Here is a 25,558-nt window from a genome sequence, read left to right as displayed (position 1 = left end):
TTTCCCATTCCTTTCAATTTCTATTGTATTTGGAATTCATCTGCATTTTGATGTTGTTGTTGTTATATTCTGCAAGGAGGAGTTCTTTTTCCTGCTGTATGACAAAAGCTATCAAAACTATAGGGAATTCAACAAATACAATGGAAAGAGGCTGAATTTCGCGGCTGGTATACGCAAAAAAACACTGGGAAGCCCAAGTGTTTTTTACTGCAGCAGCATTGGTTCAGAATTCTTTATTTTGATGAGGCACTGCTATCTCCGTCTTCTCTGGATGAAGTGCCTGACGGAAGCTGGTGCTTGGAATTTGTTTCGGTGTGTAGCTGATACTGTCAGATGAATAGATAAATACGAGCATCATGCCGTGTTGTACTTTGGTTCGAATTAAAATGGGCTGGTTATATACATTTTTAAAGCTGAAATCCGGCCCGTACCAGCTGACAGTGGCATCCCTTCCAGGGGGAACATAGGGAACACGTCTGCTGTGTGAGTACCGTTTTACGATCTGAAGACCTGCGCGGTCAACGGCATTAAAGAGGGTAGAGGAAACTTGGCAGATGCCGCCGCCAATGCCTTCAGAATATTCTCCTCTAACAATGATTTTCGCTGGCATGTAGCCCTTTGCTTTTGTCCGTTCACCGACGGATTGATTAAAAGAAAAGGTTTCTCCCGGAAAAACAACTTGATTGTTGATTTTCTGTGCCGCAAGAAAGATATTATAAGAACGCTCTTTATTGTTACTGTTGAAATAGGTAACATAATGCCCGATCCGTTTTGTTCTAATATCAGAGAGGAGTTCACTGTCCACACGGGGATATATCGTTCTTAATGGGACATCCATATCTGCCGGTCCGTCCTGGTAAAAAAAAGTATAGAGCCGTTCAGTGAATGCAGTTTTGTTTAATTCAATTCCCGCTCTCTCTTGGATAAGCTGTCCTTGTTCATTGATGTAGGCGTCCACCGGATCCCGGCGAATTTGTTTATTGACTCGGTCAGCGGTTAATTTCCTTTTTTGTTCATCGATCAAAGGAAAACCAGGCAAAGGGATAGCTAAATCAGACCGATTGAGCATCATAATAGGCTGCTGTTCATAGCTGATTGTTAAATGATTAGGTACTTGCTCAGGTAGCGGCTGCTGTTGTGCGAGTAAAAGCAGCCCTAGAATCCATGAAAAATTCAATCCATTCACCTCCTGCTTAGTATGGGTGAGGTGAATTTTTTTTATGTAGAAAACGAAGGGAATCCTGAACAAAAAATCAGGCTGCAAACTTTTATTGGAGAATTTGCAGCCTAATGGTAAATTAATATCAATTATTACAGGAAAAACATAAAAATTAAAAACGATACGAATAATAAAGGTCTGTCTTAGTGAGGTATGAAAACCTCCTAAAGACAGACCTTTTTGCCTTATTAGACTGCGGCAGCTAGTTTTTTGATTTTTACGGCACATGCTTTAAATTCTGCTGTACCGGAAATCGGATCATATTCATTAATCGTTAAGACATTTGTCGGAACATCACTGAAGTGGAAACTCATAAAGACAAGTCCTGGTGCTACTTGTTCTGTTACTTTTACTTTAACCTGAACAGAGCCTCTGCGTGATGAAACTTCGACGACTTCACCTGATTCAACGCCAAGCTTCGCAGCATCGTCCGGATGCATATCCACACTTTCTTCTGTCTGCTTTAATTTTGCCCCGCTGGCATAATGTTTTGTTTGGGTATGAGTATTATAAGACTCATAGCGTCTGCCTGTTGTAAGCGTGAATGGATATTCTTCATCAGGCATTTCAATCGGCTCTGTATAAGGAACCGGTATAAATGAAGATGGGGTGCTTACTTCCTCTTCATTATAAAATCTTTCATGAAGGATGAAAGTACCTGGATGAGATTCGTCCGGACATGGATAGTGCAGGCTGTATTCTTTATCCAATCGCGCGTAAGAAATACCGCCATACAATTCCCATGCGAGTGAACGCATTTCATCCCATATTTCTTCACTGTTGTTATATTTCATAGGATAGCCCATTCTCGTTGAGATATCACTAATAATTTCCCAGTCATCTTTTGTATTGGGATGGGCCGCAACTGCAGTACGTATGCGCTGTACGCGGCGATCTGTGTTCGTGTAAGTACCGTCCACTTCGCCCCATGATCTGGCTGGAAGTACGACATCTGCTAATTTAGCCGTTTCTGTTAAGAAAATATCCTGAACAATCAGGAGATCAAGCTTTTCAAGCAGCTGTCTTGTGTGGTTCATATGCACATCTGCCATCAGCGGATTTTCACCGATACAGTAGAGAGCCTTTACGGCACCGTTTTCCATTTTTTCAAATGCACGCGTTTGAGTATCACCGGATACAGGATTGATTTCGACACCCCAGGCTTTTTCAAAACGGGCGCGGTGTTCATCATCCGTAATGCTGAAGGAGCCAGGCAGCTGATTTGGCAGACATCCCATATCTCCTGCACCTTGCACATTGTTTTGTCCTCTTAGAGGCATAACCCCGCAGCCTTCGCGGCCGATATGTCCGGTTAACAGCGCTAGATTTCCGACATCGAATACATTGTTAACACCGCAATGATGCTCGGTAATTCCTAATGTATAAGCGATCATCGCTTTGTCCGCTGTTGCATAGATTCTTGCCGTATCGATAATTTCCTGAGGAGATAACCCAGTAATCTCTGCTGCATATTCAGGTGTGTATTTTTCAACTTGTTTTTTTAAACGATCAAAATCATTTGTATATTTATTAATAAAAGCTGGATCATATAAGCCTTCATTGATAATGACATGCATCATGGAGTTCATCAGGGCGATATCCGAACCTACTTCAATTTGCAGGTGGCGGTCCGCGCTTTTTACCATGTCAATTTTTCGCGGATCGATGACAATCATTTTCAAACCTGATTTAACCGCTTTTTTAATTCTGTTTCCAATAATTGGGTGCGCTTCTGTGGTGTTTGAACCCATTAACAGAAGAACATCCGCACGATCAAAGTCCTCCAGAGTGTTAGTTGGAGAACCGCTGCCAAATATAGTTGCCAGACCGGCAACACTTGGAGCGTGTCAAGTACGGTTACAGCCGTCAATATTATTACTGCCAATAGCGGCACGCATAAATTTTTGCGTTACATAATTGACTTCATTGGTGCTTCTTGCTGTCGCAAATGCTGTGATCGATTCAGGACCAAATTCAGCTTTAATTTGTTTAAGTTTTTCAACAATAAAGTCATATGCTTCTTCCCATGTTGTTTCCACTAACTGACCTGCTTTGCGAATCAGCGGTGCAGTAAGTCTGCTTTTCGCATGAACATATTCATAAGCAAATGAACCTTTTACACAAGTCTGTCCCTTATTGACAGGTGCGTCCTTGTCACCACGGATACGGACAATTTTATTATCCTCTACCTCGACAAGAAGTCCGCAGCCGGTGCCGCAATAACCGCACACGGTTTTGATTTTTGTTGCCTCACCCATTCGAACGATTCCCTCCTAATAGATACAAATGATGTTCACTGTTCTTGAATGTTTTCAGGACGAAACATATTCCCTTTTATCATATGAACTTTGAAAGGGGATACATAATCTCAGATCCTGCTAAAGCCATTATACTACATGAACAAACAAGATTCATAGGATACAAATCACATATCCTTAATAGTAAAATTTATGCGAATGCCTAGACTTTTCAAACTTTTCTGTACGGTTTACACTTTATCATAAAGCTCTGTTAAACTTGGTTGCTGATTTCCGTTCCAAGCACTTCGCTTTCCGCGGGCAACCGCCGAGCCTCCTTGCCACTTCGTGCCTGCGGGGTCTCGTCTGTCTCGCTGTTCCCGCAGGAGTCTTCGTGCCTTCCACTCCAATCAACAAAGTCCTCCAAAATCAACATTGGTCTTTAACACAGCCTATCATAAAAAAGCGCAGCTGCACGGCAATGAATGACTAAGTGATATCGACTGTATTCCCGCCTGCGCCTTAAGTCTTAAGCTGGCAGAAAAGGACTGATGCCAGCGATGGTCGGCCGGGGACTGCGCAGCCTTATTAATGGCGACGTTGTCACGACAATGACTGTTGATGGTGAGAAGACAGATATTGTTCCCGTGCTATATAGTATCTTCAATCTGAAGGGAAAAGACAAAACAGTCCTAAATGCAAGTAAGATTCAGGCACAGGAGATGTAAAACATAGCGTCAGTGCAAAAAAGACCTCAGAATGGATTCTGGGGTCTTTTTTGCACTGATAAGGTTATTTTTTCAACAGCGAGACGGTAAAAACAGTCCCTTTATTGATTTCACTTTTTACTGTCAGTGTTCCTCCGTGGGCTTCAACAAAGCCTTTGGCAATCGACAGCCCAAGACCGGTTCCACCGCTGTTCCGGGACCTCGAACGGTCGTGTTTGTAAAAACGGTCAAAAATGAACGGAAGAATATCCTCGGGGATTCCCGGTCCGTTGTCAGATACTCTCAGATAAATCGCATCCGCTTCTTTTTGCAATGATACTTCCACAATCCCGGCTTCGGGAGCATGGCGGAGCGCATTTCCAACTAGATTGACAATGACTTGTGTGATCCGGTCTGGATCAAGCTCAAGCAGGCAATCCGCCGGGATGCTGTCAAAAAGAAGGGTGATCTCTTTTTCGTCTGCATTCCACTGCAGATTACTGCAGATCCGCTCAACCAGATCTTTTATATGAACAGGTTTTAAGTGAAGCGGAAGCTGACCGGCTTCAGCTAGGCTTAATTGCTGTAAATCACTGACTAAACGGTTTAACCGGTAGACTTCATCGGTTAGTTCGAGCACAACCTTTTCACTTGATTCAATGGCTCCTTCTTGAATCGACTCTAATTTTCCCTGCAGAATCGCAAGCGGGGTGCGAAGTTCATGAGCGACATCGGCAACAAGCGTCTGCCTGACTTCTTCATTTTTGGCCAGTTTCTGTGCCATATCATTAAAAGCCTCTCCAAGCTCGTGAAATTCATCCTTTGTGTTGATACTGACTGTCTCCCATTTTCCGCCCTCTGCTGTCCGTTTCGCCCCTCTAACAAGACTTTTTAACGGAATCGTGATTCTCTTAGCAATCCAGAAAGCAAACAGAACGGCCATAATGGAAGCAATCATGCTGCTGATCATAACGGCTAGATTGGCAGAACGCAGAAATTCCTTTTCTAAGTTCTGCCATGCTTTTTGGTAGAGTATAAGAGTTCCTTTTCTTTTACCGTCAATGATAATATCTTGCTTTTTTCCGGAAAGACCGCTATTGTTTTCTCCGATTCTAGTGCCTGCCGTATCGGCAATGACCATTCCATTCTTATCTAAAAGGACTAAATCAGCATTGCTTAAAGCCATGGTCATCCCGTTTCCGCTCATCCCTCGCATCATGCCGTTTCCCTGTCCCATCAAACCTGTGCTGGTAGAAAAATAAAGCTCCTGGACATTTTCCCACGACCCTGTTTCCTCATAATACAGTTCAAGTCTTGTTTTCATTCGGTCCATAAAACCAACGTTATACTGCTCCAGGTAGTTTTGAAAGGTTGACTGAATCTTATTCTCTAAAATAAGAGCCTGACTGATTCCTATAAAGAGAATAATGACGATGAACGCGCTGATTAACTTTGTCTGCAGCTTCATTTTTTGTCACCAAAACGATAGCCCATTCCATATACCGTATGAATATATTCAGGATGTGCCGGATCCTTTTCAACCTTTTTCCTCAGGTTGCTGACATGTGTATCAATCGAGCGTTCATAGTTGGCAAAAGCTTCGCCCATGGAGATATCAAGCAATTGTAAGCGGCTGTATACTCTTCCCGGCTTTTGTGCCAAGGTTACAAGGATTTTATATTCCGTGGGGGTTAAGTTTAATGTTTCGCCGTTGATGAATGCTTCATAGGTGTTTAAGTTAATTTCAATATCGCCCCTTTTTATGATTTCATCTACTTCTGCCGCTTCCACATCGGGTGCGCTTCTTCTTAAAACGGCTCTCATTCTGGCGGCAAGCTCCCGCATGCTGAATGGTTTCGTCATATAATCATCGGCGCCCATTTCCAGCCCTAATAGTTTATCAATTTCTTCCGATTTGGCGGTAAGCATAATAACTGGAAGCTTTCTATTGATCAGGCGAATTTCCCTTAACGCCTGCAAACCATCCATATTCGGCATCATAATATCAAGGAGCATCAGATCGATAGCCTGCTGGTCCGCCAATTCAATCGCTTCTTTTCCATCCTCTGCTTCCAAAACCTCATAACCTTCATTATGCAAAAATGATTTGATTATTTCCCGGATTTTTTCCTCATCATCAACCACAGCAATGATCTTTCTCATAAAGCTCCCTCCTGACTTCTATTAATTATTATAGCAAGGGAAGGAATGGTTTCCGTATCTTAATCTATTAAAAATAGAGCAAAAAACTCTGAAGCAGACTTCAGAGTTTTTCAACCTTGATCCATTCTTGATTTATTATATGGAATTTAGAGCTGGCCTCCCATGCCATGCATCCTGAGGTCTTGTCCCATTCCCATACCGCCTCCACGCCCATTCATCGGTCCGGTAGATTCCCGTTCAATGGCTGTTTTCATGTTGGCATCCATATTTTCCAGCATGAGATTCATTTGCTCCTCTGTTATTTTCCTATCTTTCACGAGTTGATTTAGTTCAGCTTTCCGGGCTTCCATCATTTTGCTAATTAATGTATCAACAGCTATTCCTTTTTCTTCAGCAATGGCAGCAATTGATTTTCCTTCGCTTCTGGCTGCATGAAGTTCTTCAACGGTCAGGCCAAGCTCCTTAGCAACCACTTCAGACATCGTTCCGGAAAAATATTTTCCCATTCCCATCATGCCTCTTCCGGCTCTGCTGCCCATTTCTGCTCCAGTCACAGGACAGATAACATTAGATGATCCTTCCCCTGCAACAGCAGCGGGGGTATTTTTTACAGTTGAATCTTTATTCGTACTGGCTGCTAACTCATCAATTGGAGCGAACATTGCCCCTAAGGAGAATGCACTAACCAAAGCACCGCCCAATAATAGATTCTTCCATTTCATATCGATCGTCTCCTTTAAAATAATAGTGGTTATCTATCTTTCAATTTGATCATATCGTGCAGGTTTCCAGAACTCTTCAGGGAAATGTCAAGAAAATATGAAGATTTTCGCTGCACTAGGAAGGCGCTTAAATATTTGTAGACATATGTCGAGAATAGATGCTAGAATATTCATAAATCTTTAACTTCTATTAACAAAAGTCCCCAATTTGGGTGGTAACGCAGAAGCTGTAAGCTTTTGTCCCTTTTCTATGGGATGAAAGCTTTTTTATTTGAATGATTAGATTAGGTGAGGAGAGATAGGAATGATTAAAGACGTCTTGCAAAAGTTAACAGCACGGCAGGATTTAACAGCAGAGGAAGCATACAGTTTGATTACAGCCATAAAGAATGATGAGCTAAGTGATGTTCAAATAGCGGGATTCCAGGTTGCACTTTTAATGAAGGGACCGACCTTGACGGAAATTTCAGCTATTGCGAAAGCGATGCGTGATCATTGTATTCATATCAATCCGAATGTAAAGGAAGAAATGATGGATACATGCGGCACCGGCGGCGGTTTGAGTACATTTAATATCTCAACATCTGTCGCTTTTGTCGCCGCTGCTGCAGGCATTCCAGTTGCCAAGCATGGAAGCCGCTCCATTGCCAGCCTGTCTGGAAGTGCGGATGTATTAGAATCATTAAATGTAGAAATTCACCTAAGCCCGGCAGCGGTTGAGAAATTAATCGAAGAAATCGGCATCGCTTTCCTTTATGCACCGCTATTCCATCCGGTCATGGGCAAAGTTCTGCCTCCGGAAAAGGATTTGGGCATCAAGACGATTTTCTATACCATTATCGGGCCGCTGATCAATCCAACAAAAGCAACGAAGCATGTGATGGGGGTTTATAAACCGGAACTGTTGGATACGGTTTCGCAAGTTGCCATGAATTTAGGATATAAAAGAGCTTTATTCGTTTATGGGGAAGATGGTTTGGATGAAATTTCTCTATTAGGCAAAACAAAAATCAACGAGCTGAATAACGGGATCATTACGACGTATGAAATTGCTCCTGAAGACTTTGGCTTATCCCGTTGTACATTAGAAGATATTGCCACTGGAACGCCTCAGGAGAATGCCGAAATGATCCGTAATGTATTCTCTGGCAAAGATAAAGGACCGCGCCGTCAGGCAGTTATTTTGAATGCAGCAGGAGCGTTAATGATTGGTGATCGGGCCGATTCATTTGCGGAAGGAATAAAGCTTGCCGGTGAATTGATTGACAGCGGGGCAGCGGAGGCAAAGCTGCATCAATTAATTAAAGCATCCAATGATTTAAAAGCGGTGAAATAAGATGGGGAACGAGGAAAAAAATCAAAATGGGGCATGCACAAAATGTACATCGGCATTGTGGAAGGAATATCAGCTTGGCAGAGTACCTGTTATCCCTGATATGAAGCGGAGGTCGCCAGGGGAAGGTGACTTAATGTTCGGACGGAATCCTGTAGAAACGGCGAAACATTTAGAAGAGGCGGGAGCACCTGTCATTTCAGTCGTCACAGAAGCTGAACACTATGGCGGTTCCCTGGATTTGCTGCGGGAGATTTCACATGCTGTCAGCGTTCCTATTTTAAGAAAAGATTTTATTAAAACCAAGGAACAACTGCAAGAGAGTGCCGAGTACGGTGCAAGCGGTGTGCTGCTTATTTCTTCTATTTTAGAAAACGAACAGCTGTGTCAGTTAATAGAGGAAGCAAAAGAATTAGGGCTGGAGCCGTTAGTTGAAACTCATGACGAAGCAGAAATTCTCGCCGTGAGGGATTTAAATCTATCCTTTATCGGGATTAACAATCGAAACATCATCCAGTGGGAAATGGATGATGGAAATGTCAATACGACAGAGACACTGGCAGGTTTAGTTCCGCCTGGGGCATTCTTGTTAAGTGAAAGTTCCATTTCTTCCCCGGATGATGTGATTCGTGCAGCAAAAGCTGGTGCGCATGGGGTGTTGGTGGGAACAGCGATTCATCGGGCAGCCGATCCGCCAGCCTGCTATCAAAATTTGCGTGTATGGAGGGGGTAATCTTGTGACAAGAGTCAAAATCTGCGGTCTGATGAATCAGAGAGACGCCAGCCTCTGTGTGCAGGCCGGTGTGCACATGCTCGGTTTTGTTGTCGATTATCCAACTCCAGTACCATGGAATTTAACGAGGGATGCTGCGAAAGAACTGATTGGGCAGGTGCCGCCATTTGTCAGCACCTGTATTGTCACAGGGGGAAACGCTGAGCATGTGATAGAGACTGCTCTTGAGACAACTCCAAACGTTGTCCAGCTGCATTATAAAGAAACGCTAAACGATATTAGAAAAATAGCCGGAACGCTTAAATCTCACGGAATAAAAACAATGAAGGCTTTGCGCATTAGCAAAGAGGGGAAATGTGATTTTGAAATAATTGACCCAGCGCTTGCAGCACGTGAATTATGTAAAACAGGAATCTCCGCGATTATCGTTGATTCCTATACAGAAGCGATGCCTGGCGGGACAGGTGTCATGGTGGACTTAGAAACCTTTCAAAAGATCCAGCAGGAAAGTACGCTGCCCGTCGTTCTCGCCGGGGGATTAAATCCTGCGAATATTGCACCGTTAGTTCAACAAGTTAATCCCTTTGCTGTTGATGTCCTGACCGGTGTAGAAGTCAAGCCGGGGCAAAAGGCTCCTGAGAAAATCACTGCTTTTATAAACAAAATACACAGGTCTGAGCAGGCAAAAAGAAGCTGACAAAAAAATGCCGGCTTCTTTTTGCAGGTCCTGCTGCCTGATATTTCTACCCAACTCGTTCAATTAAGCTTGGAGAATTGTTTTTCGGTGAGTTCACTAAGCTGGACACTTCATAGGCCTCCAGCCATTCCTGCGGAAATGGCTTTAAAAGCTGATTCAATCGGTTTGTATCCTGGATTGATGGGTCCAGCCAAATCTTCTCATCTTCCCGTTGTAAGATAACAGGCATGCGGTCGTGGATGTCTTTCATTAATTCATTGGGAGATGTAGTGATAATCGTGCAGGTGAACAGGGTATTTCCTTTTGGCGATTTCCAGCGTTCCCAGATTCCTGCCATGGCAAATAACTCATCCGATTTCAGTTTGATGCGCATCGGTGTTTTAGCATTATCTTCATGGCGTTTCCATTCATAGAAACTGTCGGCTAAAACGACACAGCGTCTCTTTTGATAAGCGTCGCGAAAGCTTGGCTTTTGCGCCAGTGTTTCTGCTCTGGCATTAATCATTTTGTAACCGATTTTTTCATCCTCCGCCCACGACGGGACCAATCCCCAGCGTAAATAGCCTAAGCGGTTTTTGCTTCCATCATTTATAACGGCCAAAATTGAATGGGAAGGGGCAATATTGAAACTGGGATGATATAATTCCTCTGCAATCGCCGCTTCAATTTCAAAACGATCGATAATGGTATTGAAATCTGCCAATAACGTAAATCTTCCACACATTGTCATCACCCCATATTCTTTTATAGGTAAATTATACAATATAAAAATGAAAAACAAAAAAGCCTTGAAATCAAGGCTTTCTTACATTAAATATCTTTGATTAGCTTATGCTTTAACTTCTTCCCAATAATATTGAATCGCTTCTTTACGTACAACTTCAGGACATTCAATTTCGTCGGACCATTCGTCATAGTTATTCTTACCGTTTAGGTGCTGAATATCAACACTGTAATATTTATCTTTGTATTTAAAAATCACTACGATCATTTCTGAATAGCCAGCGTCATCGTTCCCCAATTCTTGAACAAACTCTAAACCGAATGCTTGATCGTTTTTTCTCTCTGCGACAGATTCGAGAATTACGTTTTTTGGAAATCTCATCTTATTCGCCCCTCCTCGTTTTCTATCCGTATTTTAATACTAGGATGAACAAAAAGAAAGATCGTATTCAAAATTGATTTGTCTAAATTGTGACAAAGTGCTTAAAAAATCTGAAGGAGCTTGGAATAAATTTTTTTATTCCAAGAAAAAGGTTTAAAAAGAACAGATAAACTAAAAATTTATTTTGTATTTGGAGAGTAGGTTTAGTTTAAAAAAAACGGTGAATCAGCTATGATAGTGATAAATAAAAATTTGCAGCAAATAGATAAGGTGATGGTAAAATGGTCAAATTGCCGGATAACATAGAAAAGGAAATAGAAAAGTCAGGTAAATTTTTTTCAGATGACAAGTTTTGGGGAAAATTAAAAAGATTTGCTAAAAAAGCGGGTTCTTCAGTCGTTTATGCCGTATTGCTTTTATATTATACTTTGCAGAAACCGGAAGTACCTAAAAAAGCAAAAGTCGTCATCATTGGTGCATTAGGGTATTTTATTCTTCCTGCTGATTTGATCCCCGATGCTATGCCCGTAGCAGGCTTTACGGATGATTTAGGCGCTTTAGGCATTGCCCTCTTTCAGGTTGCGATGTATATCGACGAGGACATTAAGTCTCATGCTAGGGATAAATTGCATGATTGGTTTGGAGACAATATAGACACGTCCGAAATTGATGCGAAAATTGAATGATCTGAGGGAAAGATTGACTATTATGGAGGTTAATAAAAATTCCACTATTTCAAACGTAGTTAGATAAAATTACTATTGCATTATCAATCGCGATAAATTATGATAATAACACAGGCTGCGTTGTACGTAATCATAATAAAGTTTTAACCTTTAAGCTGTAACAGGGAGTTTAACATTGAAACAGGAATGACAAACCTCCGTCTATATGACAAGGGGGGCATGCAGGATTGTTTCTGCGAACACCCACTTTTAGGAGTGGTGGTTTAAAACTTTCTTAGTTCATTTACGGCAAGCGCGGCTATTTATAAGCCTTTAGAAACCAGTTCCGTCCGGAACTGGTTTTTTTGATCTGAAAATGAAAAATAATATCGTAAACAGTTGATTAACCGCTGGTATAGGACGAGAAGGTCAGACAAATAATACTATGGAAAAACAAAAGGGGGGTGCCGCAATGGAAATGCAGCGTGCGCAGGAAATCGCATCTTCACCGGTTATGGCTAACGTAACCTGTAATGGAGAAAACGTTTATATCGAGCATGTCGACCAGCAAAAGGGCTTAGCCACTATTCATTCTTTAAATAATCCCAATCAAAAACAAAGTGTCTCAGTAACAAGCTTAAACGAACAGTAAGTTATGCTTAACAAGCCCCATCCTTTTTGGTGGAGGCTTGTTTTTTCAAGGTAAACTTCGTGTACTTCATACAAAAAACAAGAAAACCCCTCAGACTTGATCCCCGTCACGGGAAACCCACAGACAGCTCATGTATAATAGAATTAGACTCAGTAAAATGGAGGAGTATATATGGAAAAAACTCACGGCTGTATACATGAGGGAGAGCACCACAAAGGAACACAAGATAAATGCGTTTCCTTAGTCCCGATATTTAATCACTTAGAAGAGGGACAAATGGATGAAATCATGAATACGGCACGGTCTATAATCTTTCAAAAGGGAGAAATGATTTATCAGGCAGGAGAGCAGTCCGATGCCCTTTATCTCGTAAATAAAGGGAAAATCAGAATCTACCGATTATCAGAGTCGGGAAAAGAACAGCTCGTCCGCATCCTAAGACCAGGGGACTTTACAGGTGAATTGGCACTATTTAATGAAGGAGTGCATGAATCTTACGCAGAAGCGATGCTGGAAACGCTGGTTTGTGTCATCAAGCGTACGGATCTGCAAAAGCTATTATTGAAATACCCAACGATTTCATTAAAAATACTAAGCGAGTTCTCAAACAGACTGGATCAGTCGGAGAAACAGACAACGCGATTTGCGACTGAAAAAGTGGAAACCAGAATTGCGATGTTTTTAGCTGAGTGTATCGATGCGGAAAAAGACAGCCATGAGATTGTACTGCCTATGAGTAAAAAAGACCTGGCTTCCTATCTTGGAACCACTCCGGAAACAGTCAGCCGTAAACTTGCTGACCTGGAGCAGGACGGACTCATTAAACAGAAATTACATAAGAAAATTGAAATTCTAGATTTAGACGGACTCCTTCTTGTTTAAAAATCACACAAAAAAATGAAATTCTGTCCATAAAATATCGAATATTATTATTCTGGAATAATTAATAGAAAGCCTCTTATATAGTATAATAGGACTACTTATTCCTTGGTGAACAAGTAGAAGAAGAGGCTTCATTCGAAGGCATCATTTAAAAATTAAAGCGCATTGATCAAGACGTCCATGACGTCCATGCTTTATTCTTATACGATATGAAAATCGGTACAGCAGAGTAAATAAATACGAATAAAAAAGCCTTCGAAAAGAAGGCCTTTTTTACGATAATGGCAATAGATTATAAAAACATTTTTTCAAGTTCTAACGGCTCAATATACTCTCCGTCTTTATACGCGCGCATATTTCCGCCGGAGATTTCATCGATTAGGACGATTTGCTTATCTTCGCCAACACGGCCGAATTCAAATTTGATATCGTATAATTCGATTCCTTTTACTGCGAGTTCATCTTTCACAACATGAGCAATTTGCTGTGTTAACGATTTTAATGTTTGGTATTCCTCTTTTGTTAAGATTCCAAGCATGTCAAGTGCATCTTCTGAGATTGGAGGATCCTGACGGTCATCATCTTTTAACGTCACTTCAACAAATGCATCGAGTGGCTGAGCATCTGTTGCATACTTACCATATCTGCGTAAAAAGCTTCCCACTGCGCGGAAACGGCAAATAACTTCCAATCCTTCTCCAAAGACCTGTGCAGGTTTGACGGTCATGGTTGCTTTTTCGATATCAGCAGCAATGTAGTGAGTAGGAATCCCTTTTTCTTGTAATTTTTCAAAAAAGAACTTGGTTAACTTTAATCCGGCGCGGCCTGCACCTTCCATCGTTAATCCGACTGTATTGGCACCTGGATCAAATACCCCGTTTTCACCCGTTACGTCATCTTTAAACTGCAGCAAATAGTTTCCATCTTCTAACGCGTAAACATTTTTTGTTTTACCTGTGTATGTAAGTTTCATTTTTACAGCTCCTTTTATCAGCGTGCTATAGTTAGATTAACCAATATTTTCCCTTATTTACTTGCTTTCCTATTATAATCGCAAAAAAAAACAAAATACAATATGATCCGCTAAAAATGACAAAATATCGTCAGTTTTTGTCAGAAAATGCAGCTCTGTTCTTCCAGCTTAAAATAGACCATATGCACTAGATAAGATAACTGGTGTTGTATTTGGAATCTATGGTATAAATTGGATAGGCAAACAATGATTAGAGAAAAAACTATAGGAGGAAAATAAATGGCAGACATTAAATATGATATTCAAGAAACAATAGGAACCCTGTCACAATCTCCAAAAGGGTGGAACAAAGAACTAAATCTGATCAGCTGGAATGGGAAAACGCCAAAATATGATTTACGTGACTGGGCACCAGATCACACGAAAATGGGAAAAGGAGTTACCCTTTCTACTGAAGAATTAAAGGAATTACGAGACTTATTAAATCATATGGATCTTTAAAAATCTGCAGGCTGGATCATAACTAATCCAGCCTTTTTCTAATTTTTGATAGACTTTTTTGAAAATAGGATTTACAATTTGTTTTAATTTACAGAATAATTATTATTTTTGTAAATCATTTAAAAAATGGAGGGAGTACAAAATGGATTACTCTAAATACATTGATGTCAATGGCATTTCAACACACTATCATGAAGCAGGCCACGGTGAAGCGATTTTATTGATTCATGGTTCAGGTCCAGGGGTAACGGCATGGGCGAACTGGAGATTAATTATTCCAAGACTTGCAGAAAACTTCCATATCTATGCACCAGATGTTGTCGGTTTTGGTTATACAGAAAGACCAGACGATATTGAATATAATGTCGATACTTGGACAGATCATCTTATTGCTTTTATTGAAAACGTTATCCAAGACCGCGTTCACATTATCGGCAACTCAATGGGCGGTGCATTAACCCTGCATATTGCTAATAAAAGACCGGATTTGGTGAAAAAGATGGTGCTAATGGGAGCTGTTGGTACATCATACCCTATCACTTACGGTTTAGATAAAGTATGGGGCTATGAACCAAGTGTTGAGAATATGAAAAACCTGCTCAAGATTTTTAGCTACGGCGATGAATTTGCCACAGATGAATTAGCGCAGCTGCGCTATGAAGCCAGCATTCAGCCTGGTCTTCAAGAGGCTTTCTCAAAAATGTTTGCCGAACCGCGCCAAGAAAAATTGGATGCATTGGCACTTACTGATGAACAAATTAGAAAGATTGATCATCAAGTGCTGATGGTTCACGGAAAAGACGATATTGTTATTCCGTATAAAGAAACAAGTTTAAGATTTTTCGAGCTTATGCCAAATTCAGAGCTTCATCTGTTCTCTAAATGCGGACACTGGACGCAAATCGAGAAAAAGGATGAATTTGCTGATCTGTGCGAGAATTTCTTCCTCCGCGATGCTAAAGCGAAACAATTAAATTCATAAATTTGATTTATCGTCCTGTAACTCCTAAGAAAAAAGAAGTTACAGGATTTTTTTTGCCTTTTATTTGCTATGAATAACCTGAATATTCAGTCTTACATTCGCGAAAAGTGATTAAAATCATGATTTTTATCACTTTGTATAAAAAATTCGTATGAATAATGCGGAAAACTAAAAAAAATTCAAATGATTATGTCGTATACAAAATTTTTGGAAAATTATAAACTGTGAATACGTTATCAATATAACTAAGTTAAAAAACATAAAAATAATACCAATTAAACAACGAGGTGATTTTCATGTCAATTATGCGTATTGGAAGAGCTGAAATTAAGGTATTGGATTTGAAACAAGCTGTAGATTATTATACCAATATTATTGGTTTAGATATAACTGGAGAAAGTGAAGGAAAGGTTTATTTAAAAGCGTGGGATGAATTTGACCATCACAGCGTTATTCTTCAAGAATCAGATTCTGCTGGATTAGACCACTTTGCGTTTAAAGTAGAAAACGATGACGAACTGGCTGATTTTGAGAAGAAAATTGAACAATTTGGCTGTACGTTAAAGAGAATTTCTAAAGGTACACGATTAGGAGAAGGTGAAGCGATTCGCTTCGAGCTGCCAACAGGACATCAATTAGAATTATACTCTGATATCCAGGTTGTCGGGTCAAGAACAGGAAATTTAAATCCTCATCCATGGCCGGAAGGTTTAAGAGGAATTGCCCCTCATCGTCTGGACCACCTGCTATTAACCGGTGATGATGTAGACACGGTAACGAGATTATTCACAGAAGTACTTGATTTACACCAAAGTGAAAGAATCACGACAGTGGATGGAGAAACAACGATTGGAAGCTTCATGCATGCTAGAAACGGAAAACCGCATGATGTTGCCTTTATTAAAGGACCAAATGCAAAACTGCACCATGCAGGTTTCCACGTGGATAACTGGTACGACGTATTAAAGGCTGCTGATATTTTATCGAGAAATGAAGTGCAAATAGAAGTAACACCAACCCGTCATGGTATTACAAGAGGAGAAACCGTCTATTTCTATGACCCATCCGGTAACCGAAACGAGGCGTTTGCAGGTGGATACATTGCTTATCCTGACTTCCCAACGATTACTTGGACTGAAGATAAAATAGGACAAGGTATTTTCTATCATAGAAGAGCATTAATTGATTCTTTCAGCACAGCTTTAACTTGATTAAAAGCGGCTTCACTTGCCGCTTTTGTCTCTTAAAATTGAGTGAATGGAACGAGGAGGAAAAAGGATGACAACAGAACCAACGTTCAAAAAGACAATCAGAGATCAGGCGTGGGATTATAAAACGAAGAATGAATATGAAGATGTAACAGTAAGACAGCAGCCATATGTTCATATGCATTACCGCCATATATTTGATGAACGTGATTATGATATTTATGATCCACGTTATACGAGATTAAAGAGTTCCGATTGGGAAGCATTCCGTGACCCGAAAAAGTATTGGTACACACCATATGTAAATAACCGCAAAAAGTTGGCCGAAGAAGTTGAAAATGGTTTCTCCTATGCTAATGAGCTCCAAGTGATTGAAAATCTTTCTCCGGAATGGGTAAATGCCTTAAGGGAAATTTATACTCCACTCCGTCACCTTGAATATGGCGAGAGTGTTCAAATGCAGTATGTGATTCGTTATGCATTAGGAACAGCCATCGAACAATGTGCAACGTACCAGGCATTTGACAAAATTGGACGGGCACAATGGATTTCACAATGGGCGATGAATATGCAGGAACATCACGATGAATTCCTTAATGCTGGAAAAGAAGTCTTACTGAATGAACCGGCATTTCAGCCGCTCCGTCATTATGTAGAAGAAGTTCTACTAACGGATGATTGGGCTGAAGTGCTTATCGCCACCAATCTTACCCTTGATTTACTGCTTGGAAACTTAATGTACCGTGAATTTAACAAAGAGGCGATCAAACAGGGAGATACTCATCTATCTATTTTGAATCTGGTAATTGGAAAACAGCTCGATTGGAGCCGTGACTGGACCGCATCACTTTTTGGCATGCTGGCAAAAGATACAGCTGAAAGCCGCTGGGATTATTTAAAATCAATGGGCTACGAGGATTGGGAAGGCGATTACCGCTGGGGCAGAGTCTTGAGCGACCCGCGTGAGACACCGGAAGAAACTCTTTCAAATATTGAAATCATTCAAGAATGGGTAGAAAAATGGTATCCAAAGGCATTTGAAGCAGTGTTAGCGTTAAAACCGCTTTTTGAAAAACATGGAATGGAAATAGATTTGGAAGCTTCCCTGAAAAAAGTAGAAGAAGAACATATAGTTCCTGTCTATAAAAAACATAAAATACCGTTCAAACAATATGAAGCAGCACTTAATTAGGAAAGGAACGATAACGATGAACGTAAAAGAAGCATATGTTGGCATGGATTTAGATACAAGCGGCGGTTCAATTGTTTCTGCGATTATTGCGGCGATTGAAGAAGATAATGAAGGCGCTTTAGTTGAAGATTATATGGTGTATAAGAAAGTAAAAGTACCGCAAAGGCTGGTACTGAATCGCGAAACAGTGGAAGAGCATCTTGGCGCCGATTTTGATATGGATCAATTGCATATCTATATGTCCTCATGCTTTGGTTTTATCACTGAATGGGACGAAGAGCAGATTATCATCGAATGGGAAGAGGCTTAATTAAGGAGGGGACAGCATCATGGCTAAGTTGGGCGTTAAAGAGAAATATTATGCAATGACTAGGGATTTAATGTGGGAACCAAAAGATTTCGATATGAATAAAGTATACCCGCTGATTGAAAAAGAGGGCATTATTATTAAAGACCCAAGCAGATGGGAAGATCCTTTCCGCATGGCCTACAACCAGTATGTAAAGATTCAGTCTGAAAAGGACGGTATCTACCATGCAGTCCGCAATGCCTTTGAAGCAAATGACGGTCATGCCAAAGTGGTAGATTCACGCTGGTATGAAGGGGTTAAAGTATTTGCGACAGCAGTTCAGCCTGCCGAATATTCAGCACACCGCTTAATGGCTTATATCGGACGCAATATTCCGATCGAACAGATTCGTTTTGCTACTTTTAATCAGGCGATTGATGAGCTGCGTCATGCTCAGATTGAGATTAAACACTATGCACATATGAGCAAGCAGATTGACGGACTTCATAATTTTGCTAATACAACACAGAATCTATGGTTCAATACAGTACCAAAGTCATTCTTTGATGATGCGATGACAGCTGGTCCTTTTGAAGCACTAATGGCGATTTCCTTCTCATTTGAGTATGTGTTTACCAATATTTTATTCCTGCCGTTTGCTTCTTCTGCGGGTGCAGTAGGAGATGAAAACTTTGCCGCTGTCGGTAAAACGGTTCAATCGGATGAATCCCGCCACATGGCATTAGGAATGTCTGCTTTAAAAATGCTCTTGGAGGAAGATGAACGCAATGTTCCGATTATCCAAGGCTGGCTCGATAAATGGTATTGGAGAGCGTATCGCTTGTTCTCAGTCATTGCGGCACTTGTAGACTATTATCCTCGTATTCGTCCAATCTCTTGGAAGAAGGCATTTGAGATTTATGTTGAGGAACAGGTATTTAATGGGCTGTTTAAGGATTTAAGAAAATATGGCATCCGCCTGCCGAAACATGCTGAAGACAGCATTAAAGAAAAAGAACTTTATTCTCACTCTGTTATGCGCATCCTTGACCACTATAAACATGCGAACCTCTTCAGAGGATTCCAATTGCAGCCGGATGATTATGAATGGCTTTCAAAGGAATATCCTTTATTCGACCAATATTATGCACCATATTTCCACCGCATGGATGATCATGTTTTGGCTGGTGCAAGCCCTGGTATTCCATCCATTTGTACGGTATGTCAGATTCCTGCAGAATTCCCGGATCCGGAAAATCCGACCCAAAAGTGGACACAATACAGTGAGTATAACGGTAAAACGTATCAAACATGCTCACCGGGATGTAAACATATCTTTGAACAGGAACCTCATAAATATGTGCAAATTTGGTGGCCGGCCGAAGCGTATCTGGCTGGAGAGTTTGGTGAGGATCCAGTTGCCGGAATATTCAAATATACAGGTCTATCGCCGGAAGAAGCAGGTGAGCACTATTCCTCAAGAGAACATGCTCATTGGCTGGAGCACCGGAAGCATTTAGGACTGGATAAGAAATTTTTCTAAAGTTTAAGAACTGGAGGCGGCAGCATGGCAAACTATTTAAAAGATGACAATCAATTGATTGTCTGGCCGGTATTAAAAGAAGCAGCAGAAAGCAATATGTTACTAGGAAATATCGGGGTTAGAGCCCGTTATGATATGACAAACAAAGAATTACTAGAGATATGCCTTAGTGCCTGGAAGGTAAATGAGGACAAGAACTACCGCCTCTTTTTAATTCGCGGCGATGGCAAGGTAGAGGTTTCGTTAGATGGTGACCTGAAAGAAGCGGGTATCCGCAATGGAGATTTTTTAGAAATAGCATAAGTGGCAGTGTCCGGTTATAGCCTATACAAGGAATAATAGAGTATAAGTTTACGCTTATACTCTATTATTCCCATCAAAACATTTTTATAATGAGAGGGGAGTTTTGAACGATGAGCCAATCTTCAACTGCAGTAGAAACATATGAAGTGACATTAGAGCCAAGCGGTAAAACGATTACAGTAAAAGAAGGCCAGACCATCTTAGATGCTGCGATCCGCAATGGGATTCAAGTAGCATACGGATGCCGTCACGGCAGCTGTTCAGCTTGTAAGTGCCAGGTGCTTGAAGGTGACTTTGAAATTATGGATCGTGTTTCAGAGTACTCATTAATGAGCTTTGAGCGGGAAGAAGGCATCACTCTCATGTGCAGTACATTAGTAGAAAGCGATCTTGTCATCGAAGTAGAAGAAGAAGAATCAGATCTTCCTTTCTATGCTGTTCATGATTTTGCAGCGGAAGTAGTGGAGAATAAGCAGTGCACTCACGATATCCATATGATCCAATTAAAATTAGCAGAGGACTTCCCATATGGCGCAGGACAGTTCTTTGAATTTGATATTCCGGGTCTTGAAGATACCCGCGCTTATTCTGTAGCCACTAAATATAAAGAAGATGGTATTGTTGAATTTCATATAAAGCGTGTAAAGGATGGCGCAGGTTCAAATTATATGTGTGATTTGAAAGCAGGAGATAAGCTTACCGGATCGGGTCCTTACGGAAATATGCAGCTCCGTAATCGTGATAAAGACATCATTTTCGTTGCTGGCGGTTCCGGTATGGCTCCAATAAAATCACTAATTGAGGAGCTATTCACAGAAAACTATGAAAAGGAAGCATGGTTCTTCTATGGTGCACGTACAACAAATGATTTATATTTGACTGAAGAATGGGTGGAGTTAGCCGAGAAACACCCGAACTTCCACTTTGTCCCAGCCTTATCAAACCAGGATCCTTCAGTGGAGTGGAATGGCGAGACAGGTTTCATTGCTGATATCATTGGACGCAAGCTTGAGAATATGACTAATGCTGATGCATATCTTTGCGGTCCGCCAATCATGATCGAAACAGCTTGTGATGCTCTTTCTAAAGCGGGCGTTAAGGGTGCGGATATTGCATATGATGAATTCTAACTTCATTCAGCAAAAGTTTTCGACTTCTAAGTTAAGAATCGACAAGTGAATTTGATTTGAGGTGAGAACCTATGTATAAAGTAAAAGTACTGAACCAGAATGGTATCCAGCAAGAATTGGTTTGTAAGGACAATCAGACTCTTCTTGATGCAGCCAACATACAGGGAGTCACGATTAACTATGCCTGTAAAGGCGGCGGCTGCGGTTTATGTAAAATTAAAGTGAATGAAGGCTCCTATGAAAGAGGGAAGAGTTCAAAAGCGGTGCTTCCTGATTCTGAAAGAGAGCAGGATTACACATTGGCATGTAAAACCTTTCCAAAGAGTGATATGCAAGTGCTTGTTTGAGGGTAATTCCCCATATTGTCCCATTCCATAAATAGAGTTGACTCCAGTTGCAAAGATGATTTCTTCATTAATATGTCTTTGTAACTGGAGTTTTTTTATTTAGAAAAAGCCCCACCTTATTGGTGGAACTTAAGTTACACTCCTAATTCCTCAAGCTGATTCCGGAGCTTCGTAATTTCTTCTATTGTCGTATAAATTCCTGTATTTTCTATCTGGTCAAGCAGGATTTCTCCGTTCACCATGACTTGATTAATCTGATCAATGAGCACTTCATTTTTTGCTACCAGTTGCTGGTGAATATCTTCAGCTATGACAGGCGGTTCAATGGAATTAAAGTTTTCAATTTCCGCTGACAGGCTCGTTAATTGGTTTTCTAAATCTTTTTTTGTTTCTTGGCTTGTCGCAGCATCCTGGAACATTTGCGGTGCGTTTTCGGCGAATGTACTTAAATCATTTAAGTAGTCCGTTGTTTCATTTACGTATTCCAGCGATTTATTTGTTTCCTCAAGTAAAGAACACCCGCTTAACAATAGTGGGATAAGCACAGCAAATAGATAAAGCAGTTTTTTCATTATAATGCTCCTCGTCTAAAATATAATAAATGATTTCGATTCCTCGCAATAACATACGTACCAGTGTCTGAAAAGTTTCATTTATATTAAAAATAGGAAATTTCCATTTTACTCTATCACGCTGCAAATGTTATTATCTTCATTAGAAGGTCAGTCAGCAGTGATGCACTGGCTTTAATAGTATAAAAGAAGGCTCAAGTTATGAAATTAAGTATATTAGATCAATCACCCATTTCCTCCGATCAGACAGCACAGGATGCCCTGTATGAATCAATGAAATTAGCACAAGCAGGGGAAGAACTGGGCTATACCCGTTATTGGATTGCCGAGCATCATAATCTGCCGGGGCTGGCCTGTCCTGCACCGGAAGTAATGTTAAGCTATATTGGTGCGCATACAAACACGATACGAATTGGCGCTGGTGCTGTGTTACTGCCACATTATAAACCATTTAAGGTGGCAGAGGTTTACAATATGCTCGCAACACTTTTTCCCGGCCGGATTGATGTAGGAATCGGACGCGCTCCAGGCGGTTCTGCCGAAGCAACGAACGCCTTAAGTGAAAACTTTTTACAAGAAGTTTGGAAAGTGCCGGAAAAGGTAGAGGACCTTGTCCGCTTTTTAGAAGATGATTATCCAACGGAAAGTGGATATGTAAAATTATCTGCTTCCCCTGTGCCTCCTATTGCACCGGCAGCCTGGCTTTTAGGAACAGGAAAGAAGAGTGCGATGCTTGCTGCGGAAAAAGGATTACCCTATGCATTTGGACTGTTTATGAGTGATCAAGATGGAAGCGAAATGATTAGAGAATATCGTGAACGCTTTAGGGAAAGAAAGCAAGGAGAAAAGCCGCAGGTGATGCTCACGGTTTCGGTTATTTGTGCCGAAACGACGGAAGAAGCGGAAGAACTGGCACTCAGCACTTTAATTTGGTCGCTGCGAAAAGCGAACGGGCAAGGTCACGGATTGGTTCCTTCTATTAAAGAGGTTAAGCAATATGTTCCTGAAGATAAAGAAAAAGAAGCTTTGGAAAAGATGAAACAGAAAATGATTATTGGGAGCCCCAATGTAGTAAAAGAAAGGCTGACCCAAATGCAGCAGAAATACCGTGCCGATGAAATCATGCTTGTAACGATTACGCATTCCCCTGAAGCAAAACGCCGCTCCTATGAATTGATTGCAAAGGCTTGCGGTCTGAAAAAATAAAAAACCTTGAGAATCTTCTCAAGGTTTTTGGTGGTTTTAGTATATGGAGAATATGGGGCTCGAACCCACGACCTCTTGCATGCCATGCAAGCGCTCTCCCAGCTGAGCTAATCCCCCGATAGGTACAAAATATATTATAGCCAGAAACCGAGCTGAGTGCAAGGGGGATTACTCCGTTTTTTATAAAAATTCCGTGGGGAGCTTCTCTTTATTTCCTAAGGGAATCTGCAGACTAAAAACTATTGCAGACTCCCAATTTCCATTCTTTTGACTCCTTCGATACGGGAGACGGCGTAATAAACATCAGTAATGCTTCTGCGATAATTCACAGCTACCACAAGGCTGAGGAGCTGATCGCCTTCTTTCAAATCCTTGATTCGTATGCTTCTTATGGTCATATTAAGATCTTTGAATGAATGAATGATTCCGTCCAAATTATGTTGATCGTCTACTCTTAAATGCATCGTTATTTCCTTTTGGCTTAATTGACTAGGTCCGACAAGTCCAAAGAAGAACGGGACGATTTCTACACTGATAATCAATAAAGCTACTCCTGCTATCGCCTCTACATAATAACCGACTCCAACGGCAATTCCGATTCCGGCAGCCCCCCATATTAAAGCGGCAGTTGTCAGACCCGAAATACTGTCATTTCCTCGGCGTAAAATAACCCCGGCACCTAGAAAACCTATCCCAGAGACGATTTGTGCCGCGAGGCGAAGAGGATCCATCGTGATGTTGATGTCATCATTTCGTGGAAATTTATATGCAGATTCGATGGACACAATAGTTAAAAGACAGCTGACTATAGAAATGACTAAGCTCGTTTTTAAACCAACCGGTTTTCGTTTTAATTCTCTTTCGAGTCCGATGATCATTCCTAAAATTGCGGAAATCCCCAACTTCATTAATAGTTCTAAATCTACACTGTTCATTCCCATCGCTCTTTCTATATTTATTGTCTTATGAATTAAGCGTAGAGTTTTTTTGCCAAAAGATCCAGATAATTAAGATTGCCGGATAAAACAAAGAAGTATTCAGATATATATAATGGCCATAATAAATGACGATTAGGTGTATTATATTAAATATTGTTTTTTTTTGCGGTGTTATTTTATGATACCTGGATTCTTGTATAAATATGTTTAAGAACTCGAGCTTATTACTAATAAGGATTGGTTTTTGTCTATAATTTCGGATTATGTTCTTCTTAATAGATGAATGAAAATAAAAAAATGGGCTTTCAAGTGTCTCTATTTTTGAATAAAGATCCATTGAAAGTCCATTATTATTCATATGAAAATAAAGGTGAAGGACGAAAAGACTAATGCTGAAAGTACTGAAAAAATAAAGGTTCCACCATGAACTTTTCCTGCAGTATTAGCAATTTTTAATCCCTCTATATATGCATATGAATATAAAAAGACAGCCATAATGAACGATAAATAAAACGCGAAAGTTTGCAGCATCAAATCAACACCTTGTATGTAGAGTTAATAAAAACTATGTGCATTGCTTGTTTTTTATGACTCGCAGTTTTTTTTGAAAAAAGTTTTAAAAACTATTGTATTTATTTTTTAAACATGATATATTATATCTTGTCGTCAAAACGACTTTGCAACAACGAAAAAAATAAATGAAGTAGTTGTTGACAAAACAGGAAACAATATGTTAAATTATAAAGGTCGCTTTTGAAGCGAATAAAAAATTGTTCTTTGAAAACTAAACAAACGAAAACGTCAACGTTAATTCTAGTTGTGTTTAACAACAAAATTTATGAGCTAACTCATACTCTTTATCGCGATTAACGAACAGTAATATCCTTCGGATAAACTGTTCGTAAATGCCCGATCGATTCGACTAATAATTGTGAGGAAAACCGCCTCACAATTAAAGTCTCATCTTATTGGAGAGTTTGATCCTGGCTCAGGACGAACGCTGGCGGCGTGCCTAATACATGCAAGTCGAGCGGACTTTTGGGAGCTTGCTCCCAAAAGTTAGCGGCGGACGGGTGAGTAACACGTGGGCAACCTGCCTATAAGACTGGGATAACTTCGGGAAACCGGAGCTAATACCGGATAATTCCTTTCCTCTCATGAGGAAAGGCTGAAAGACGGTTTCGGCTGTCACTTATAGATGGGCCCGCGGCGCATTAGCTAGTTGGTGAGGTAACGGCTCACCAAGGCGACGATGCGTA

Annotated in this window: 28 protein-coding genes, 1 tRNA gene, 1 rRNA gene and 1 other RNA gene; 19 read left to right on the top strand and 12 right to left on the bottom strand. The window is 40.7% G+C overall.

All coding sequences use genetic code 11. From position 1 onward, the window contains the following. Nucleotides 1–223: 223 nt before the first annotated feature. From HNR53_RS07670 to HNR53_RS07655, 3 genes are all read right to left on the bottom strand, one after another. A complete protein-coding gene (locus tag HNR53_RS07670) occupies nucleotides 224–1,177 on the bottom strand; it encodes a VanW family protein (RefSeq protein ID WP_184524550.1) in 954 nt (317 codons plus the stop codon). A 230-nt stretch (nucleotides 1,178–1,407) separates the two neighbouring features. Further along, on the bottom strand, nucleotides 1,408–3,477 hold the full coding sequence (gene fdhF / locus HNR53_RS23175; protein WP_343065300.1) for a formate dehydrogenase subunit alpha: 2,070 nt from the start codon (nucleotides 3,475–3,477) through the stop codon (nucleotides 1,408–1,410). Between the two features lie 230 nt (nucleotides 3,478–3,707). After that, on the bottom strand, nucleotides 3,708–3,866 hold the full coding sequence (locus tag HNR53_RS07655; RefSeq protein WP_246439408.1) for a hypothetical protein: 159 nt from the start codon (nucleotides 3,864–3,866) through the stop codon (nucleotides 3,708–3,710). A gap of 141 nt (nucleotides 3,867–4,007) precedes the next feature. Here HNR53_RS07655 and HNR53_RS07650 point away from each other — a divergent pair, with 141 nt between their 5' ends. Next, nucleotides 4,008–4,184 carry a hypothetical protein gene (locus HNR53_RS07650; RefSeq protein WP_184524546.1) on the top strand — a complete coding sequence of 59 codons (177 nt, stop codon included), beginning with the start codon at nucleotides 4,008–4,010 and terminating at the stop codon, nucleotides 4,182–4,184. A gap of 64 nt (nucleotides 4,185–4,248) precedes the next feature. Here HNR53_RS07650 and HNR53_RS07645 read toward each other — a convergent pair whose 3' ends face one another. The 3 genes from HNR53_RS07645 to HNR53_RS07635 form a co-directional block, all read right to left on the bottom strand. Further along, a complete protein-coding gene (locus HNR53_RS07645) occupies nucleotides 4,249–5,631 on the bottom strand; it encodes a sensor histidine kinase (protein ID WP_184524544.1) in 1,383 nt (460 codons plus the stop codon). Then, nucleotides 5,628–6,326, bottom strand: coding sequence for a response regulator transcription factor (locus HNR53_RS07640; RefSeq protein ID WP_184524542.1), 699 nt, complete (start codon nucleotides 6,324–6,326; stop codon nucleotides 5,628–5,630). Before HNR53_RS07640 ends, HNR53_RS07645 begins: the two co-directional genes overlap by 4 nt. 146 nt (nucleotides 6,327–6,472) lie before the next feature. Then, complete coding sequence (locus tag HNR53_RS07635) at nucleotides 6,473–7,048, bottom strand: hypothetical protein (RefSeq protein WP_184524540.1); 576 nt, start codon at nucleotides 7,046–7,048, stop codon at nucleotides 6,473–6,475. A 304-nt stretch (nucleotides 7,049–7,352) separates the two neighbouring features. On the opposite strand from HNR53_RS07635, the gene trpD reads away from it, so the two are divergent. The 3 genes from trpD to HNR53_RS07620 are packed head-to-tail and all read left to right on the top strand — an operon-like array spanning nucleotide 7,353 to nucleotide 9,811. After that, nucleotides 7,353–8,384, top strand: a complete 1,032-nt coding sequence (gene trpD, locus HNR53_RS07630; RefSeq protein WP_184524538.1) for an anthranilate phosphoribosyltransferase — start codon at nucleotides 7,353–7,355, stop codon at nucleotides 8,382–8,384. A 1-nt stretch (nucleotide 8,385) separates the two neighbouring features. Beyond that, the gene (locus HNR53_RS07625; RefSeq protein WP_184524536.1) at nucleotides 8,386–9,114 is read left to right on the top strand and encodes an indole-3-glycerol-phosphate synthase; all 729 of its coding nucleotides are present in this window, start codon (nucleotides 8,386–8,388) and stop codon (nucleotides 9,112–9,114) included. A 4-nt stretch (nucleotides 9,115–9,118) separates the two neighbouring features. After that, nucleotides 9,119–9,811, top strand: a complete 693-nt coding sequence (locus HNR53_RS07620; RefSeq protein WP_343065299.1) for a phosphoribosylanthranilate isomerase — start codon at nucleotides 9,119–9,121, stop codon at nucleotides 9,809–9,811. 46 nt (nucleotides 9,812–9,857) lie between these two features. Here HNR53_RS07620 and HNR53_RS07615 read toward each other — a convergent pair whose 3' ends face one another. Beyond that, nucleotides 9,858–10,535 (bottom strand): SOS response-associated peptidase, encoded by a 678-nt coding sequence (locus tag HNR53_RS07615; RefSeq protein WP_184524532.1) that lies wholly within the window; start codon nucleotides 10,533–10,535, stop codon nucleotides 9,858–9,860. Nucleotides 10,536–10,640: 105 nt separating this feature from the next. Next, a complete protein-coding gene (locus tag HNR53_RS07610; protein WP_184524530.1) occupies nucleotides 10,641–10,916 on the bottom strand; it encodes a hypothetical protein in 276 nt (91 codons plus the stop codon). Nucleotides 10,917–11,197: 281 nt separating this feature from the next. Between HNR53_RS07610 and HNR53_RS07605 the strand changes: the two genes are divergently transcribed. From HNR53_RS07605 to HNR53_RS07590, 4 genes are all read left to right on the top strand, one after another. Next, nucleotides 11,198–11,602, top strand: a complete 405-nt coding sequence (locus HNR53_RS07605) for a YkvA family protein (protein ID WP_184524528.1) — start codon at nucleotides 11,198–11,200, stop codon at nucleotides 11,600–11,602. A 109-nt stretch (nucleotides 11,603–11,711) separates the two neighbouring features. After that, a non-coding RNA gene (ssrS, locus tag HNR53_RS07600) (6S RNA) lies at nucleotides 11,712–11,907 on the top strand. A gap of 146 nt (nucleotides 11,908–12,053) precedes the next feature. Continuing rightward, nucleotides 12,054–12,233, top strand: a complete 180-nt coding sequence (locus HNR53_RS07595; protein WP_184524526.1) for a small acid-soluble spore protein H — start codon at nucleotides 12,054–12,056, stop codon at nucleotides 12,231–12,233. A gap of 171 nt (nucleotides 12,234–12,404) precedes the next feature. Then, on the top strand, nucleotides 12,405–13,115 hold the full coding sequence (locus HNR53_RS07590; RefSeq protein ID WP_184524524.1) for a Crp/Fnr family transcriptional regulator: 711 nt from the start codon (nucleotides 12,405–12,407) through the stop codon (nucleotides 13,113–13,115). 292 nt (nucleotides 13,116–13,407) lie between these two features. Here HNR53_RS07590 and HNR53_RS07585 read toward each other — a convergent pair whose 3' ends face one another. Then, entirely contained in the window at nucleotides 13,408–14,088 is a 681-nt protein-coding gene (locus HNR53_RS07585; protein WP_184524522.1) for a phosphoribosylaminoimidazolesuccinocarboxamide synthase, read from the bottom strand. 279 nt (nucleotides 14,089–14,367) lie between these two features. On the opposite strand from HNR53_RS07585, the gene HNR53_RS07580 reads away from it, so the two are divergent. From HNR53_RS07580 to HNR53_RS07540, 9 genes are all read left to right on the top strand, one after another. After that, complete coding sequence (locus tag HNR53_RS07580; protein WP_184524520.1) at nucleotides 14,368–14,589, top strand: YdbC family protein; 222 nt, start codon at nucleotides 14,368–14,370, stop codon at nucleotides 14,587–14,589. Between the two features lie 142 nt (nucleotides 14,590–14,731). After that, entirely contained in the window at nucleotides 14,732–15,571 is an 840-nt protein-coding gene (locus HNR53_RS07575) for an alpha/beta fold hydrolase (protein WP_184524518.1), read from the top strand. Between the two features lie 296 nt (nucleotides 15,572–15,867). After that, complete coding sequence (locus HNR53_RS07570; RefSeq protein WP_184524516.1) at nucleotides 15,868–16,782, top strand: catechol 2,3-dioxygenase; 915 nt, start codon at nucleotides 15,868–15,870, stop codon at nucleotides 16,780–16,782. A gap of 67 nt (nucleotides 16,783–16,849) precedes the next feature. Beyond that, nucleotides 16,850–17,971 (top strand): ferritin family protein, encoded by a 1,122-nt coding sequence (locus tag HNR53_RS07565; RefSeq protein ID WP_184524514.1) that lies wholly within the window; start codon nucleotides 16,850–16,852, stop codon nucleotides 17,969–17,971. A gap of 16 nt (nucleotides 17,972–17,987) precedes the next feature. After that, nucleotides 17,988–18,281, top strand: coding sequence for an MmoB/DmpM family protein (locus tag HNR53_RS07560; RefSeq protein ID WP_184524512.1), 294 nt, complete (start codon nucleotides 17,988–17,990; stop codon nucleotides 18,279–18,281). A gap of 19 nt (nucleotides 18,282–18,300) precedes the next feature. Then, complete coding sequence (locus tag HNR53_RS07555) at nucleotides 18,301–19,803, top strand: YHS domain-containing protein (protein ID WP_184524510.1); 1,503 nt, start codon at nucleotides 18,301–18,303, stop codon at nucleotides 19,801–19,803. Nucleotides 19,804–19,827: 24 nt separating this feature from the next. Further along, entirely contained in the window at nucleotides 19,828–20,106 is a 279-nt protein-coding gene (locus HNR53_RS07550; RefSeq protein WP_184524508.1) for a hypothetical protein, read from the top strand. A gap of 110 nt (nucleotides 20,107–20,216) precedes the next feature. Further along, entirely contained in the window at nucleotides 20,217–21,236 is a 1,020-nt protein-coding gene (locus HNR53_RS07545) for an NADH:ubiquinone reductase (Na(+)-transporting) subunit F (protein WP_184524506.1), read from the top strand. Nucleotides 21,237–21,307: 71 nt separating this feature from the next. Beyond that, a complete protein-coding gene (locus tag HNR53_RS07540; RefSeq protein WP_184524504.1) occupies nucleotides 21,308–21,583 on the top strand; it encodes a 2Fe-2S iron-sulfur cluster binding domain-containing protein in 276 nt (91 codons plus the stop codon). 134 nt (nucleotides 21,584–21,717) lie between these two features. On the opposite strand, the gene HNR53_RS07535 is transcribed toward HNR53_RS07540, so the two are convergent. Then, a complete protein-coding gene (locus HNR53_RS07535; RefSeq protein WP_184524502.1) occupies nucleotides 21,718–22,155 on the bottom strand; it encodes a DUF6376 family protein in 438 nt (145 codons plus the stop codon). 201 nt (nucleotides 22,156–22,356) lie between these two features. Between HNR53_RS07535 and HNR53_RS07530 the strand changes: the two genes are divergently transcribed. Then, complete coding sequence (locus HNR53_RS07530; RefSeq protein ID WP_184524500.1) at nucleotides 22,357–23,361, top strand: LLM class flavin-dependent oxidoreductase; 1,005 nt, start codon at nucleotides 22,357–22,359, stop codon at nucleotides 23,359–23,361. A 44-nt stretch (nucleotides 23,362–23,405) separates the two neighbouring features. Here HNR53_RS07530 and HNR53_RS07525 read toward each other — a convergent pair. Both HNR53_RS07525 and HNR53_RS07520 read right to left on the bottom strand, forming a co-directional pair. Beyond that, nucleotides 23,406–23,478, bottom strand: a tRNA-Ala gene (locus tag HNR53_RS07525). A gap of 122 nt (nucleotides 23,479–23,600) precedes the next feature. Beyond that, a complete protein-coding gene (locus tag HNR53_RS07520; RefSeq protein ID WP_184524498.1) occupies nucleotides 23,601–24,296 on the bottom strand; it encodes an MgtC/SapB family protein in 696 nt (231 codons plus the stop codon). A gap of 968 nt (nucleotides 24,297–25,264) precedes the next feature. Between HNR53_RS07520 and HNR53_RS07515 the strand changes: the two genes are divergently transcribed. Beyond that, nucleotides 25,265–25,558 (top strand): 16S ribosomal RNA (locus HNR53_RS07515); the annotation flags it as partial.

Origin of the sequence: Bacillus benzoevorans (assembly GCF_014207535.1) — a bacterium.
GTDB classification, from domain to species: Bacteria; Bacillota; Bacilli; order Bacillales; family Cytobacillaceae; genus Bacillus_BD; species Bacillus_BD benzoevorans.
The sequence above is the reverse complement of the archived record's forward strand: the minus strand, read 5'-3'. Positions and strand labels throughout refer to the sequence as shown.

Excerpts from the sequence above, each read along its gene's own strand:
- HNR53_RS07550 (WP_184524508.1), top strand. The coding sequence starts at position 19,828 with ATGGCAAACTATTTAAAAGATGACAATCAATTGATTGTCTGGCCGGTA.
- HNR53_RS07545 (WP_184524506.1), top strand. The coding sequence starts at position 20,217 with ATGAGCCAATCTTCAACTGCAGTAGAAACATATGAAGTGACATTAGAG.
- HNR53_RS07640 (WP_184524542.1), bottom strand. The coding sequence starts at position 6,326 with ATGAGAAAGATCATTGCTGTGGTTGATGATGAGGAAAAAATCCGGGAA.
- HNR53_RS07595 (WP_184524526.1), top strand. The coding sequence starts at position 12,054 with ATGGAAATGCAGCGTGCGCAGGAAATCGCATCTTCACCGGTTATGGCT.
- HNR53_RS07520 (WP_184524498.1), bottom strand. The coding sequence starts at position 24,296 with ATGAACAGTGTAGATTTAGAACTATTAATGAAGTTGGGGATTTCCGCA.
- HNR53_RS07645 (WP_184524544.1), bottom strand. The coding sequence starts at position 5,631 with ATGAAGCTGCAGACAAAGTTAATCAGCGCGTTCATCGTCATTATTCTC.
- HNR53_RS07565 (WP_184524514.1), top strand. The coding sequence starts at position 16,850 with ATGACAACAGAACCAACGTTCAAAAAGACAATCAGAGATCAGGCGTGG.
- HNR53_RS07560 (WP_184524512.1), top strand. The coding sequence starts at position 17,988 with ATGAACGTAAAAGAAGCATATGTTGGCATGGATTTAGATACAAGCGGC.
- HNR53_RS07530 (WP_184524500.1), top strand. The coding sequence starts at position 22,357 with ATGAAATTAAGTATATTAGATCAATCACCCATTTCCTCCGATCAGACA.
- HNR53_RS07615 (WP_184524532.1), bottom strand. The coding sequence starts at position 10,535 with ATGTGTGGAAGATTTACGTTATTGGCAGATTTCAATACCATTATCGAT.
- HNR53_RS07650 (WP_184524546.1), top strand. The coding sequence starts at position 4,008 with ATGCCAGCGATGGTCGGCCGGGGACTGCGCAGCCTTATTAATGGCGAC.
- HNR53_RS07575 (WP_184524518.1), top strand. The coding sequence starts at position 14,732 with ATGGATTACTCTAAATACATTGATGTCAATGGCATTTCAACACACTAT.
- HNR53_RS07535 (WP_184524502.1), bottom strand. The coding sequence starts at position 22,155 with ATGAAAAAACTGCTTTATCTATTTGCTGTGCTTATCCCACTATTGTTA.
- HNR53_RS07625 (WP_184524536.1), top strand. The coding sequence starts at position 8,386 with ATGGGGAACGAGGAAAAAAATCAAAATGGGGCATGCACAAAATGTACA.
- HNR53_RS07555 (WP_184524510.1), top strand. The coding sequence starts at position 18,301 with ATGGCTAAGTTGGGCGTTAAAGAGAAATATTATGCAATGACTAGGGAT.
- HNR53_RS07580 (WP_184524520.1), top strand. The coding sequence starts at position 14,368 with ATGGCAGACATTAAATATGATATTCAAGAAACAATAGGAACCCTGTCA.
- HNR53_RS07540 (WP_184524504.1), top strand. The coding sequence starts at position 21,308 with ATGTATAAAGTAAAAGTACTGAACCAGAATGGTATCCAGCAAGAATTG.
- trpD (WP_184524538.1), top strand. The coding sequence starts at position 7,353 with ATGATTAAAGACGTCTTGCAAAAGTTAACAGCACGGCAGGATTTAACA.
- HNR53_RS07585 (WP_184524522.1), bottom strand. The coding sequence starts at position 14,088 with ATGAAACTTACATACACAGGTAAAACAAAAAATGTTTACGCGTTAGAA.
- HNR53_RS07605 (WP_184524528.1), top strand. The coding sequence starts at position 11,198 with ATGGTCAAATTGCCGGATAACATAGAAAAGGAAATAGAAAAGTCAGGT.
- HNR53_RS07590 (WP_184524524.1), top strand. The coding sequence starts at position 12,405 with ATGGAAAAAACTCACGGCTGTATACATGAGGGAGAGCACCACAAAGGA.
- HNR53_RS07570 (WP_184524516.1), top strand. The coding sequence starts at position 15,868 with ATGTCAATTATGCGTATTGGAAGAGCTGAAATTAAGGTATTGGATTTG.
- HNR53_RS07610 (WP_184524530.1), bottom strand. The coding sequence starts at position 10,916 with ATGAGATTTCCAAAAAACGTAATTCTCGAATCTGTCGCAGAGAGAAAA.
- HNR53_RS07635 (WP_184524540.1), bottom strand. The coding sequence starts at position 7,048 with ATGAAATGGAAGAATCTATTATTGGGCGGTGCTTTGGTTAGTGCATTC.